Here is a 13,801-nt window from a genome sequence, read left to right on the forward strand (position 1 = left end):
GCATCCACGCCAGGTGAATGCATCCCGCACCCTGCCCGCTACAGCGCTTTCAGAATGGCTTCTACCGTGGCTTTAGCATCGCCGAACAGCATCTGCGTATTCTCTTTAAAGAATAGCGGGTTCTGCACACCGGCATAGCCGGTATTCATCGAGCGTTTAAACACCACCACGTTATGCGCCTTCCACACCTCCAGCACCGGCATCCCTGCAATGGGGCTGCGAGGATCGTCCTGCGCAGCCGGGTTTACCGTGTCGTTAGCGCCAATGACCAGCACCGTGTCGGTATCGCTGAAATCGTCGTTGATCTCATCCATCTCCAGCACGATGTCGTAGGGGACGCGCGCTTCAGCCAGCAGAACGTTCATATGACCCGGAAGGCGGCCCGCTACGGGGTGAATACCAAACCGCACTTTCACGCCGAGGGCGCGCAGCTTAGCGGTGATTTCAGCTACCGGGTACTGGGCCTGCGCCACGGCCATCCCGTAGCCGGGGGTAATAATGACCGTGCTGGAGTTTTTCAACAGCTCAGCGGTGCCCTGCACGTCGATTTCACGGTATTCGCCTTGTTCGTCGCTTTCACCGGTTGAGCTGCTGTCAGTACCAAAGCCACCCGCAATCACGCTGATAAACGAACGGTTCATCGCTTTACACATAATGTAAGAGAGGATCGCTCCACTGGAGCCTACCAGCGCCCCGGTGACAATCAGCAGGTCGTTGCTCAGCATAAAGCCTGCCGCCGCTGCCGCCCAGCCCGAGTAGGAGTTTAGCATTGACACCACTACCGGCATATCTGCGCCACCGATGGAGGCCACCAGATGCCAGCCGAAGGCCAGCGCAATCAGGGTCATTACCACCAGCGCAAAGCCCTGCGTCGCCGTGCTGTCAGTGCGCACAAAGATAATCAGCAGGCACAGCGATACTACCAGCGCCAGCAGATTAAGCTTGTGACGGTGAGGCAGCATCAGGGGACGTGAAGAGATTTTGCCCCGTAGTTTGCCAAACGCCACGATTGAACCGGTGAAGGTTACCGCACCGATAAAGATGCCAATAAAGACTTCGGTAAGATGAATATTTTCCAGCACGGTATCCATACCGGGGGCATGATCGAGGTAGCTGTTAAAGCCGACCAGCACCGCGGCGAGGCCCACAAAGCTGTGCAAGATCGCCACCAGCTCCGGCATCTCGGTCATTTCAACCTTCTTCGCCAGACGGATCCCGAGGGTGCCGCCAATAATCATCGCGACGATGATCCAGCCCACGCTACCGCTGTCCGGCCCCAGTATGGTTGCCAGCAGCGCAATGGCCATTCCGCTGATGCCGAACAGGTTCCCCTGTTTGGACGTTTCATGTTTCGACAGCCCGGCAAGGCTGCATATAAAAAGAATTGCGGCAACAATGTATGCTGCAGTAACTAATCCGCCAGACATTGATTATCCCTTAGTTCTTACGAAACATTTTCAGCATGCGCTGAGTGACGGTGAAACCACCGAAGATATTTATGCTGGCAATCAGCACGGCGATAAAGGAGAGGAAGCTGACCCAGCCGCCGTGTCCAATTTGCAGCACCGCGCCCACCACAATAATGCCCGATATGGCATTGGTGACGGACATCAGCGGAGTGTGCAGCGCGTGGCTGACGTTCCAGACCACGTAGTAACCGACCACGCAGGAGAGCGCAAAGACGGTAAAGTGCGAGAGGAATGCGGGAGGCGCCACGTTGGCAAACCAGCCAAACAGGATAATGGCCAGGGCAAAAAGCGCATATTTACGCAGCGGAGAAGCGGGCTGTGCTTCCTCCTTTTCCGGCGCGCGGGAAGCAGCAGGGGCGGCTTTCGGTGCCGCAGAGACCTGAATCGGCGGTGCAGGCCAGGTCACTTCCCCCGCGCGGATCACCGTAACACCGCGAATAACCACGTCGTCAAAATCGACGTTAATTTCGCCGTTTTTCTCTTTACAGAGCAGCTTGAGCAGATTCACCAGGTTAGTGCCATACAGCTGGGAGGACTGTGTGGGCAGTCGGCTGGGCAGATCGGTATAGCCGATAATCTTCACGCCGTTATCCGTGGTGGTAACCCGATCGGCAACGGTCAGCTCACAGTTACCGCCGGTCTGGGCGGCAAGGTCGACGATAACGCTGCCGGGCTTCATCAGGGCGACCGTCTCAGCGGTGATCAGCTTCGGTGCCGGCCGGCCCGGGATCAGCGCCGTGGTGACAATAATATCCACCTCTTTTGCCTGAGCGGCGAAGAGCGCCATCTCAGCTTTAATAAAGGCTTCGGACATCACTTTGGCATAGCCATCGCCGCTGCCGGCCTCTTCCTCAAAATCGAGCTCGAGGAATTCGGCACCCATGCTCTGTACCTGTTCTTTCACTTCCGGGCGGGTATCGAAGGCACGGACGATGGCGCCCAGGCTCCCTGCGGCGCCAATGGCGGCCAGACCGGCCACGCCTGCGCCAATAATCATGACTTTGGCGGGCGGCACCTTACCGGCGGCGGTGATCTGCCCGGTAAAGAAGCGACCAAACTCATGAGCCGCCTCGACAATCGCACGATAACCAGCAATATTCGCCATTGAGCTGAGCGCGTCCAGCGACTGCGCACGCGAGATGCGCGGCACGGCGTCCATTGCCATCACGGTGACATGACGGGCCGCCAGCTTCTCCAGCAGGGCCGGGTTCTGCGCAGGCCAGATAAAACTGACCAGCGTACTGCCCTCACGCGTTAGCAATATCTCTTCGTCGTTTGGCGCATTCACCTTAAGCACGATGTCAGCCTGCCAGGCTGCGTGCGTATCACCAAGGGTGGCACCGGCGGCAACAAAGGCAGCATCATCAAAGCTGGCCAGTTTGCCGGCCCCGTTCTCTACCACAACGCTGAAACCCAGCGCCAGCAGCTGCTCAACCGTCTTCGGCGTGGCAGCGACTCGCGCTTCGTTGGGCAATCGTTCTCTGGGTATTCCGATTAACATAATATTCCCTTTCATCAACAATGGGGATGATGGTGAGTTCGGTCAGTCATGGCCCGCAGGCCATAAAAGGAACTGTATCAAACTGTTTATAAACTACTGAAATTATGTCCCGCGATCCAGCCAGTACCCGAGGGTTTCTGATGATTTCATATAAAAATTCAGAGGCAAGTACGAAAAACGCTATTTACCGACTGAATTTACGCGTTTATAAGGCAGACTGTGCTGGCTTGCCCACGATTAGATCGTAAATTTAACGTCTAAAAAATAAGATTTAACAATGAATTAACCTGATTACCGGTAACAATTACCACTATTTGCGGTAAAGCCCGTTTGAGAAGGGAGATTTTACCTCGCGCTCTAATTATTATTTTAGAGGGAGAAGCCCGCGATGCGCTTTCGCTCAAAATGGCTGAGACAGAACGTATTATTACATGCAATAATCGGCTGCTAATCTGTTACACATCAAGAGTCCAGCACGTTTTTGTACTCATTTTTTGCGTAAGGCGAAGGATTATTTCTATGAAGCTGAAGAACACCATTCTGGCATCAGCCCTGCTGTCGCTCATATCATTAACCGCGCATGCGGCACAGGAGCTGACCCCAGAAAAGGCAGCCTCGCTGAAACCATTTGACCGTATTGCCCTGTCGGGTCGTTTTAATGCGATCAATGAAGCCAGTGCAGCCGTCTCAAAACGTGCTGATGAACTGGGCGCTGCTTCCTATTTTATTCAGGGAATTAACGATACCAACGGCAATGGCGGTAACTGGCGCGTCGTGGCGGATCTCTACCATGCCAACGCACCGGTTGCGGTTAAAAACAGAGACCGCATTATTAACGGCGTCCGTGAGCTGACCAAATCTGAAGCCTACCGGCTTGAGCCCTATGATACCGTTTCCATCAGCGGCTTCTATCGCAGCCAGCCCGATGTAAATGATGCCATTACCAAAGCAGCCACTAAAAAAGGCGCGGCCTCGTTCTTTATCGTCCGTCAGGTCGATGCGAACAGCGGTGGCAATCAGTACATAACGGCCTATATCTACAAGAAAGATGCGCCAGCCCGTCGGGTACAGTCTCCGGATGCGGTGCCAGCGGATTCTCAGGCAGGTAAAGCCGCCCTGGCAGCAGGTGGCGCGGCCGCTAAAACCGTACAGATCCCAGGCGTTGCCTCTTCTGAAACGCCAAGTAATAAGGTTGGCCGTTTCTATGAAACTCAGTCATCTACCGGCGAACGCTATACCGTCAGAACGCCGGAAGGTAAAAGCGTACAGGAAGTGAGCGCCATTACCGCCGCACAGATGCAGCCCTATGACAGCGTTACCTTCACCGGCCACTTCGGTACCCCGACTGAAATTTCAGAAGCGGTAGGCCGTGCCGCGATCGCTAAAGGGGCGAAGTATTATCACATCACCCGCCAGTGGTCGAATCAGAGCGGTGGTAACCTGACCGTTTCGGCCGATCTGTTTAAATAATTTCATCAGGTAAAGACGGCGGCTCCGCCGTCTTTACTTTTTATTGCATAATTTTCGCATGTATTATGCATAAAAACGCACCTTTCACCCCCGGTCTCATTGCATCTCCCCCCCTCACTCCGTAAAATCGCCAGCCAGTTTCAGATGAAAACGCCGTTTTTGCTGCGCCCAGGTCGCTCAAAATCGCAACATCAGGCTGAACATGGTTTTTTATTCTGCTATTGGGACGATTTTTTGGACAAAAAATTAGGTCTTACCGCCCTTACGGCGCTGGTACTCAGTTCAATGCTCGGCGCTGGCGTATTCAGCCTGCCACAAAATATGGCGGCCGTAGCCAGCCCGGCCGCGCTGCTGATTGGCTGGGCGATAACCGGCGTGGGAATTATTCTGCTTTCCCTGACGCTACTGCTGCTTACCCGCATCAAACCGGAACTGGACGGCGGTATCTATACCTATGCCCGGGAGGGCTTTGGGGAGCTGGTGGGCTTCTGCTCCGCCTGGGGATACTGGCTGTGCGCGGTTATCGCCAATGTCTCCTATCTGGTCATCGTCTTTTCAGCGCTGAGCTTTTTTACCGATTCGCCGGGACACGTCGTCTTTGGCGATGGCAATACCTGGCAGGCGGTGTTGGGCGCGTCCCTGCTGCTGTGGCTGGTTCACTGGCTGGTATTGCGCGGCGTGCAGACGGCGGCCAGCATCAATCTGGTGGCAACCCTGGGCAAACTTATCCCGCTGGGGCTGTTTATCGTGCTGGCGGTAGTGGCGTTTAAGCTTGACTGTTTCAGGCTGGATTTTAGCGGCATTCAGCTCGGCAAGCCGGTCTGGCAGCAGGTGAAGGACACCATGCTGATTACCCTGTGGGTCTTTATCGGCGTTGAAGGGGCGGTGGTGGTTTCTGCGCGCGCGCGCAACAAAAAAGACGTGGGCCGGGCAACGCTGCTGGCGGTGACAACCGCCCTGCTGGTCTACCTGCTGGTGACACTGCTCTCTCTGGGTATTGTGCCCCGTGCCGAGCTGGCACAAATGCGTAACCCTTCGATGGCGGGTCTGATGACGCGGCTGATCGGTTCCTGGGGAGACGTGGTCATTGCCGTCGGGCTGGTGGTGTCCGTCTGCGGCGCCTACCTGAGCTGGACGATCATGGCGGCCGAAGTGCCTATGCTGGCTGCCGGACAGGGTGCCTTTCCGCGCTCGCTGGCGAAGCAAAATGCGCGTGGTGCGCCCTCTGCCTCACTCTGGCTCACCAATAGCAGCGTACAGATTTGCCTGATCCTGATCTGGCTCACCCATTCGGATTACAACACCCTGCTGAATATCGCGTCTGAAATGATTCTGGTGCCCTATCTGCTGGTGGGAATGTATCTGATAAAGGTCTCTCGATCGCTAAACAGGCCGATGGTGACCGCCATTGCCGTGGGGGCTACGGCCTATGGCATCTGGCTGCTGTATGCCTCTGGCCCGCTGCATCTGCTGCTGTCGGTCGTGCTGTACGCTCCGGGCGTATTGCTGTTTATGTTCGCCCGGCGTGGCGGTCGCGCGGAGAAAAATCTCAACGGCATGGAAAGGGTGGCCATCGTGCTGCTGATGGCAGGTTCAGCCCCTGCCCTGTGGACGCTGATGCATTAATGGGATAAGGCGGGTACCCTTACCGTTAAGCAGTCATTCTGCTGGTTAAGGTTAAGCGGTTTGACGTACTCCATACGGATCGCGTCAAGCTGCTGATCGGATAGCGTATAGGGCAGCAAAATATCGAAGGCATTGATATGCTGTTGTTCAGCAAGGGTTATCAATCGGGCGATGTTAATTTCGTCACTGACCTGGGTAGAAATGATCTGTAACGCCAGGGCCTTCAGTCTTTCAGAAGGCGCGGTGGGCAGATCGGGCGAGTTTTTCGTCACCATGCCGAAGATAGGCATCACCCCATAAATGGCGTCGACGAAGCTCCAGCGTTTTTTACAGGATGCGGAGAGAAAATCCGTATAATTCAGGCAGATATGGTTACTGTGCAGCGCAGAAACCTGCTCTTTATCCGACACCCTTTATGCTCCTTTCTCTGGTACGTGTTATCCGATAAGTTGTCAGAACAACCCTGCTAATATAATGGCATATTTTAAGGGGGATATACTATATATCCAGCATTATTTAGCAGCGGGTAATAGTAGTCACGGTAAACATTGGGTAATCTTACTTTCCCTCTTCAGATAAAAAAACCTATGAACAGAATAGTATTTGTTGAAGACGATCAGGACGTTGGCGAGCTGATTGCCGCTTATCTTAACCGTCATGACATTGAGGTGATTGTGGAAAGTCGGGGCGACCGCGCCGAAGCCACTATCGCCGAGGCCAACCCTGACCTGGTGATGCTGGACATCATGCTGCCGGGCAAGGATGGGATGACGCTGTGCCGCGATCTGCGTACCAGCAAGATTTGGTCAGGCCCCATTGTGCTGCTGACGTCGCTGGACAGTGATATGAACCATATTTTGTCGCTCGAAATGGGCGCCAATGACTACATTCTGAAGACCACCCCGCCCGCCGTTCTGCTGGCGCGCCTGCGGCTGCATCTGCGTCAGGCGGGTGTGTCCACCCAGAGCGACGATATTGCGCCGGCGCAAACCGGTCAAAAGGCGCTGCGCTTCGGCACGCTCTCTATTGATCCGCTAAACCGACAGGTGATGCTCGGCGGCGAGATTGTCGCCCTCTCTACCGCCGACTTTGATTTACTCTGGGAGCTGGCTACGCATGCAGGTAGTACGCTGAACCGAGACGCCCTGCTGAAAACGCTGCGCGGCGTCAGTTATGACGGTATGGATCGCAGCATTGACGTCGCCATTTCCCGCCTGCGCAAAAAGCTGCTGGACAGCGCGACGGAACCCTACCGAATCAAAACGATTCGTAATAAAGGATATCTGTTTGCACCACACGCCTGGGATGCAGAATGAAAAAGCTTTTTATCCAGTTCTATCTGCTGCTGTTCGTCTGCTTTCTGGTGATGGCGATGCTGGTTGGCCTGGTCTACAAATTTACCGCCGAGCGGGCCGGTCGCGAGTCGATGGATGATTTGATGAAAAGCTCGCTCTATCTGATGCGCAGTGAGCTGCGGGAGATCCCGCCGCGCGACTGGAACAAGACCATTGATAATCTGGAGCTGAACCTGTCGTTTAAGCTGCATATTGAGCCGATGAGCAAATATCAGCTCGATCCGACTACCCTGCGCCGCCTGCGCGCCGGTGAAATCGTGGCGCTGGATGATGAATACACCTTTTTGCAGCATATTCCACGCAGCCATTACGTGCTGGCCGTCGGCCCTATCCCCTATCTCTTTTTCCTGCATGAGATGCGCATTCTGGACATTGTGCTGCTGGCCTTCATCGGCATTTCGCTGGCGCTGCCGGTGTTTATCTGGATGCGGCCACACTGGAAAGACATGCTGCGGCTGGAGTCGGCCGCACAGCGCTTTGGTCAGGGGCATCTGGATGAACGCATCCATTTCGACAGCGCCTCCAGCCTGTTGAGGCTCGGCGTGGCCTTTAACCAGATGGCGGATAACATCAACACGCTGGTTGCCAGTAAGAAGCAGCTGATTGACGGGATTGCCCATGAGCTGCGCACGCCGCTGGTGCGGCTGCGCTACCGGCTGGAGATGAGCGATAATCTGACCGATGCCGAGGCGTCGGCGCTAAATCGCGATATTGGCCAGCTGGAAGCGCTGATCGAGGAGCTGCTGACCTACGCGCGGCTCGATCGTCCAAAGGTGGATTTAAATTTGCAGTCGCTGGATCTCGCTGAGTGGCTGGCTGAACGTCTTGATGATATTCGATCCGTTCATCCTGAGGTGGAGATTGAGCTGGATACGCCACAGCGGCAAAACCACGGCGTGGCTGATGCCCGCCTGATGGAGCGCGTTCTGGATAACCTGGTGAATAACGCGCTGCGCTATGCCGGTCAGCGTCTGCGCGTCGGGCTGTGGTTTGACGGCAATACCGCCTGTCTGCAGGTAGAGGATGACGGTCCCGGTATTCCTCCTGACGAACGGGAGCGGGTATTTGAACCCTTTGTCCGCCTTGATCCCAGCCGCGACCGCGCGACGGGCGGCTGTGGCCTTGGGCTGGCTATCGTGCACTCGGTCGCACAGGCATTTGGCGGCTACGTGGTGATTGATGCCAGCCCACTTGGCGGCGCCAGCGTTCGCTTTTGCTGGCCCGTTGATCTACCCTTATCGCCTCCCCGCGCTGCCTGACGGCGCCTGTTGATAGCAAGGAATCCCATGTCCAGTGCCTATGAGAATCTGACAAAAACCTTTACCCGCCTCTCCCGCTTTGGCCATCTTTCTGCCATCGCCGGATGGGATATGATGACCATGATGCCGCCGGGCGGCAGTGCCCCACGCGGTGCCGCACTGGCTGAGCTAAGCGTCCTTCAGCATGAAATCCTGACCGCAAAGCAGGTGGGGCAGTGGCTGGATGAGGCCGAACAGACCCCGCTCAACGATGTCGAACAGGCCAATCTGTTTGAGATGCGCCGTGCATATCAGCAGGCCGCGCTGCTTCCCGCCTCACTGGTAGAGGCTAAATCCATCGCCGGTTCGCGCTGTGAACATGCCTGGCGTCAACAGCGTCCTGCCAATGACTGGCAGGGTTTTGCTGAAAATTTACAGGAGGTGGTCAGGCTAAGCCGCGAGGAAGCTGAAATTCGCGCCCAGGCCAACGGCTGTTCCCGCTATGATGCGCTGCTGGATGTCTTTGAACCAGGTATGACCAGCGCCAAACTGGATAAAACCTTCGGCGACATCAAGAGCTGGCTGCCGGAACTGCTCCAGCGCATCGTTGAAAAACAGTCGCGGGAGCAGGTCGCGGTGCCGCCAGGCCCGTTCGCCGTCGAGTCGCAGAAGCACCTTGCTCTGGCAGTAATGAAACAGCTGGGCTTCGATTTCAACGCTGGCCGCCTGGATGTAAGCAGTCATCCCTTCTGTGGCGGCGTTCCCGAAGACGTTCGCATTACCACCCGCTACAACGAAAACGAGTTTATCAGCGCGATGATGGGCGTGATCCACGAAACCGGTCACGCACGCTACGAGCAAAATCTGCCGAAGCAGTGGGCAGGTCAGCCGGTCGCCCTCGCCCGCTCAACCGCTATCCACGAGTCGCAGAGCCTGTTTTTTGAGAAACAGCTGGGACGCAGTGCCGAGTTTCTCAGCCTGCTGCTGCCACACGTTAAGCAGCTGCTGGGTGACGGGCCTGCGCTGGAATCCGCAAACTTTATCGCCCTGAATCAGCGGGTGAAGCCGGGGTTGATTCGCGTCGATGCCGACGAGGTGAGCTATCCCGCCCACGTCATCCTGCGCTATGAGATTGAGCGTGCGCTGATTGCGGGTGAGGTTGAGGTCGGGGATATCCCGACCCTGTGGCAGGAAAAAATGCAGGCACTGCTGGGGCTGGATACCACAGGGAACTACCGTGACGGCTGTATGCAGGATATTCACTGGACCGATGGCGCCTTTGGCTACTTCCCCACCTATACGCTCGGCGCAATGTACGCGGCACAATTGTTCCAGGGCGTTAAAAAAGCCCTGCCGCAGGTGAGCGAGCTGATCCGCGAGGGCAACCTTCAGCCGGTATTTGACTGGCTTTCACAAAATATCTGGCAGCACGGCAGCCGTTTCAGTACCCGGCAGCTGATTGAAAATGCCACCGGAGAAGACCTTAACCCACGGTGGTTCCGTGAGCATCTGGAAAATCGCTACCTGAACGGCCTCTGAGCCTTGAGTTAAGCGGCCACCGCAGTCGCGGTGCCGCTTTGTTCGCCCTTATCGCCGAACCATTGCCACTATTGTCAGACAGAGTTCCTGCTGCGCCTCATCGCGGGCGAGTTTACCGGATGAGACGTAGTAAGCCAGGCCGTTGGCCGCGCCGAATATCGCACACAGCGTCACTTTTTTAAGGCCCCCCGCGCGGTGAAAAGGTGCCAGCGCCAGACGGCACTTCTCAATATAGGCCTCTTCCGCATTCAGCCGCAGCGATTCCAGCTCCGGTGAGCCAAGCAGCGCCGCTTCCAGCCCGGGTATTTCACGCCCCTGCGCCAGAACACAGTCAATATGTGCGCTGGCGATAATCTGAGCTTTATCATCCAGTGTGTCATCGCTGGTAAACAGCGCCCGGTCGATCATGTCATTCTGCTTTTCCACAAATGCCAGATAGAGCGCGCCAAGCAGCGCCTGCCGGGTTTTAAAGTGGCTGTAAACCACAGGTTTTGATACTGCTGCTGATTCTGCAAGATGCCCAAGCGTTAATGCGTCCGTCCCTTCGCACTTAATAATCTGCCAGGCTCTGGAGATTAGCTGATTATAACGCTCTTCGCGGCTCCATCGCTGGCGGGTCTCCAGGGGCATTTCCGATCCTTTCGGGGTGCTGTCTGACATAGTTATGTACCAAAGGTAGATAATGTTCGCCTGTTTATGTACTCTTAGTATATAGCAACGACTGGCTAAGTTAAAACCATCCACCGTCTGACAAACCTTACTAAGGAGACGAAAAATGAGCAGGATATTAATCCTGGGCGCGACAGGAAATCTTGGACAGCTTGCAGCAGATGCGCTGGCCTCGGATCCCCAGGTAACGTTACGCGTCGCCAGCAGCCGCAGAAGTGGTTATGACCGTCTTAAAGCGCGTTTTCCCCATGCTGAAGTGGTCATCGCTGACTGGTACGATCGCGAGAGCCTTGTTAAGGCTATGCAGGGCGTTAACCGGGTTTTCGTCGCCACACCTGACTTTTACACCGATGAGCACCTCGTCACGCCTAACATAATTAGTGCGGCGCAGTCAGTTGGCGATATTGAGCAGATTGTCCGTCTGATCGCTATCCCGGATGGGTTGACCGCCGATCGGCTGTCGCCTGAATTCCTCGCGACGCGCTGTGGGGCAAATCTGCACGTTATTGCTAAGCCGCTACTGGTAGCAAGCGGGCTTCCCGTCACCTTTCTGAACGTCCCCGCCTGGATCATGTTCAACCTCCCCTGGTTTCTCGCGCCGGAGGTGAAAAAACATCGTCAGCTTGCCATGCCTGCGGTTACCGATGCCTCCAGAATGTGGGTTTCTGAGGGTGATATCAGCGAGGTCGCCGCCAGGCTTCTGCGCGGTTCAGCTGAAGATCACATCGGTCGCGAGTACGTCCTTACCGCGGCCCAACGTTATAATTACCAGCAAATCGCCGGTATCCTCACTGAGGAACTGGGAGAACAGGTAACCTTTGTGGATGAGGAAGGCCCGCTGCGTGAAATGATGGGGGACAAATTCGACACGCTGATGACCTATTTTCGTCATGAAACCCAGGCCTACGGTGAGGTTACCCATCATGAAACCGTTGTGGATCTTCTGGGGCGCCCACAGGTGACCGTGCAGGACTATATCAGGCACCATCGCCATCTCTTTATCTGAGACACCCAGTGAGGATGTAAGCCGGTGTTCTGTGGCGGCACAGAACAGGGTATACTACCCTTCTGCTTTCGCCTGCCGCCGCTAACCCCTACGCTGCCCTGGTACAATGCGTACAAGCCCGTTGTACAATCCGTTACACGCCGATACCAATCACTCACTGAAAGCCTTCGTCCCTTCTCATATAGTTCTCCTACCGGCCCCGCAGTGGGCTGACATGTGAACTAACATTTGAGGGTTTTGCAATGAAAAAATTATTTGCTCTGGTTGTAGCCGCTGCAATGGGTATGTCTTCAGTTGCTTTCGCTGCTGAAACCACAACTGCTGCACCAGCCAGCACCACTACTACTGCTGCTTCAACGCCTGCTGCAACTACCGCTGCACCGGCTAAAACGACTACCACGACTAAGCATCATAAAAAACACAAAAAAGCGGCTAAGAAAGCTGTAGCGCAGAAAGCTCAGGCTGCCAAAAAAGTTCACCACAAGAAAGTCGCTAAGAAAGCTGTAGCGCAGAAAGCTCAGGCTGCTAAAAAAGTGCACCACAAAAAAGTGGCTAAAAAATCTGTGGCGCAGAAAGCTCAGGCCGCTAAAAAAGTGCACCACAAAAAAGCGGCTCACAAAGCTGTAGCGCAGAAAGCTCAGGCTGCTAAAAAAGTTCACCACAAAAAAGCGGCTCACAAAGCTGTAGCGCAGAAAGCTCAGGCTGCTAAAAAAGTGCACCACAAAAAAGTGGCTCACAAAGCTGTAGCACAGAAAGCTCAGGCTGCTAAAAAAGTGCACCACAAAAAAGTCGCTAAAAAAGCGTAATTTGTCGTGCGGGAGCCCGCTCCCACTCAATACTGACTCACTAAAACACCCGGATCCTCCGGGTGTTTCTTTCTGGAGTATCGGATGATGATTCGTCGCTACTTATTCGAAATTATCCTGCTGACGATGATTGCCTGCGGTGTTGTTGCCGCCAGCTTCTATCTCTGACTCCTGTAGCGTGCTGATATTCCAAATTAATTTCCCTTTTAAGCCACTATCCGTCTATAGTTACTACTGTTACGTGGTACTAACCTCACAATAATTCTCCATTCAGAGAGAGACATGCGCCTAACTGCTGCCTTTTTAATCGGATGTTTCGCCTTTTCGCTCTATGCCCACGCAGACGATGATGACGGGCTTAATGAAGCTGACGTCAAAACCCTCTTCTTCGGTAAAGACGATCGTAAACCCGTTGATAACGCTGCAAGCCAGCCGTGGGAAGCCATCGGCCAGCTCGAAACCGCCAGCGGTAACCTCTGTAGCGCCACCCTTATTTCTGCCCACCTGGCCCTGACGGCCGGCCACTGTCTGCTGGCCCCGCCCGGTAAAATCGACAAAGCCGTCGCCCTGCGCTTTATTGCCAATGGCAAAGGCGGCTGGCGTTATGAGATCCACGATATCGAGGCGCGTGTCGATCCCGCCCTGGGTAAGAAACTGAAAGCAGATGGCGACGGGTGGATTGTTCCCTCTTCTGCCGCCCCCTACGACTTCGGGCTGATTATCCTGCATAATCCACCGTCCGGGATCACGCCGATTCCCCTCTTTGACGGCAGCCGTAGCGACCTGACTGCCGCCCTGAAGCTGGATGAGCGTAAGGTGACGCAGGCAGGCTATCCCGAGGATCATCTCGACGCGCTTTATGCCCATACCGACTGCGCAGTCACCGGCTGGGCGCAGAAAAGCGTTCTGTCGCATCAGTGCGATACTCTGCCGGGGGATAGTGGCTCCCCGCTGTTGCTGAAGGTGAATAATGCCTGGCAGCTGATTGCCGTGCAGAGCTCTGCACCCGCGGCAAAAGACCGCTATCTTGCCGACAACCGCGCAATTGCCGTCACCGCTTTCCGCGACAGCCTTGAAGCACTGGCCCAGTAGTGTGCATCAATAAAAAAACCTCTCACATGA

At 55.2% G+C, this 13,801-nt stretch carries 12 protein-coding genes; 8 read left to right on the forward strand and 4 right to left on the reverse strand.

The window, feature by feature from the left end; all coding sequences use genetic code 11:
* Positions 1-38: 38 nt before the first annotated feature.
* Positions 39-1,427 carry a Re/Si-specific NAD(P)(+) transhydrogenase subunit beta gene (pntB, locus tag AAGR22_RS11375; RefSeq protein WP_067701716.1) on the reverse strand — a complete coding sequence of 463 codons (1,389 nt, stop codon included), beginning with the start codon at positions 1,425-1,427 and terminating at the stop codon, positions 39-41.
* A gap of 10 nt (positions 1,428-1,437) precedes the next feature.
* Positions 1,438-2,970, reverse strand: coding sequence for a Re/Si-specific NAD(P)(+) transhydrogenase subunit alpha (gene pntA / locus AAGR22_RS11380; protein ID WP_345827570.1), 1,533 nt, complete (start codon positions 2,968-2,970; stop codon positions 1,438-1,440).
* 519 nt (positions 2,971-3,489) lie between these two features.
* On the opposite strand from pntA, the gene ydgH reads away from it, so the two are divergent.
* Both ydgH and AAGR22_RS11390 read left to right on the forward strand, forming a co-directional pair.
* On the forward strand, positions 3,490-4,440 hold the full coding sequence (ydgH, locus tag AAGR22_RS11385; protein WP_345827571.1) for a DUF1471 family protein YdgH: 951 nt from the start codon (positions 3,490-3,492) through the stop codon (positions 4,438-4,440).
* Between the two features lie 234 nt (positions 4,441-4,674).
* Positions 4,675-6,066, forward strand: coding sequence for an amino acid permease (locus AAGR22_RS11390; RefSeq protein WP_067702217.1), 1,392 nt, complete (start codon positions 4,675-4,677; stop codon positions 6,064-6,066).
* Here AAGR22_RS11390 and AAGR22_RS11395 read toward each other — a convergent pair.
* Positions 6,063-6,476, reverse strand: a complete 414-nt coding sequence (locus AAGR22_RS11395; protein ID WP_067701709.1) for a hypothetical protein — start codon at positions 6,474-6,476, stop codon at positions 6,063-6,065. The genes AAGR22_RS11390 and AAGR22_RS11395 overlap by 4 nt on opposite strands.
* 177 nt (positions 6,477-6,653) lie before the next feature.
* Here AAGR22_RS11395 and rstA point away from each other — a divergent pair, with 177 nt between their 5' ends.
* Genes rstA through AAGR22_RS11410 form a run of 3 tightly spaced genes read left to right on the forward strand, consistent with a single transcriptional unit; the run spans position 6,654 to position 10,198 of the window.
* Positions 6,654-7,382 (forward strand): two-component system response regulator RstA, encoded by a 729-nt coding sequence (gene rstA / locus AAGR22_RS11400; protein ID WP_067701706.1) that lies wholly within the window; start codon positions 6,654-6,656, stop codon positions 7,380-7,382.
* Positions 7,379-8,680, forward strand: a complete 1,302-nt coding sequence (gene rstB, locus AAGR22_RS11405; RefSeq protein WP_067701703.1) for a two-component system sensor histidine kinase RstB — start codon at positions 7,379-7,381, stop codon at positions 8,678-8,680. The genes rstA and rstB overlap by 4 nt, the downstream gene beginning before the upstream one ends.
* Before the next feature lie 27 nt (positions 8,681-8,707).
* Positions 8,708-10,198, forward strand: coding sequence for a carboxypeptidase M32 (locus AAGR22_RS11410; protein ID WP_345827575.1), 1,491 nt, complete (start codon positions 8,708-8,710; stop codon positions 10,196-10,198).
* 48 nt (positions 10,199-10,246) lie between these two features.
* On the opposite strand, the gene AAGR22_RS11415 is transcribed toward AAGR22_RS11410, so the two are convergent.
* Positions 10,247-10,828, reverse strand: coding sequence for a TetR/AcrR family transcriptional regulator (locus tag AAGR22_RS11415; protein WP_345827577.1), 582 nt, complete (start codon positions 10,826-10,828; stop codon positions 10,247-10,249).
* A gap of 145 nt (positions 10,829-10,973) precedes the next feature.
* On the opposite strand from AAGR22_RS11415, the gene AAGR22_RS11420 reads away from it, so the two are divergent.
* From AAGR22_RS11420 to AAGR22_RS11430, 3 genes are all read left to right on the forward strand, one after another.
* The gene (locus AAGR22_RS11420) at positions 10,974-11,873 is read left to right on the forward strand and encodes an NmrA family NAD(P)-binding protein (protein WP_345827578.1); all 900 of its coding nucleotides are present in this window, start codon (positions 10,974-10,976) and stop codon (positions 11,871-11,873) included.
* 242 nt (positions 11,874-12,115) lie between these two features.
* Complete coding sequence (gene asr, locus AAGR22_RS11425) at positions 12,116-12,679, forward strand: acid resistance repetitive basic protein Asr (RefSeq protein WP_345827580.1); 564 nt, start codon at positions 12,116-12,118, stop codon at positions 12,677-12,679.
* Between the two features lie 282 nt (positions 12,680-12,961).
* The gene (locus AAGR22_RS11430; protein WP_345827582.1) at positions 12,962-13,771 is read left to right on the forward strand and encodes a serine protease; all 810 of its coding nucleotides are present in this window, start codon (positions 12,962-12,964) and stop codon (positions 13,769-13,771) included.
* Positions 13,772-13,801 lie beyond the last annotated feature (30 nt).

Origin of the sequence: Erwinia sp. HDF1-3R, from assembly GCF_039621855.1 — a bacterium.
GTDB lineage: Bacteria > Pseudomonadota > Gammaproteobacteria > Enterobacterales > Enterobacteriaceae > Erwinia.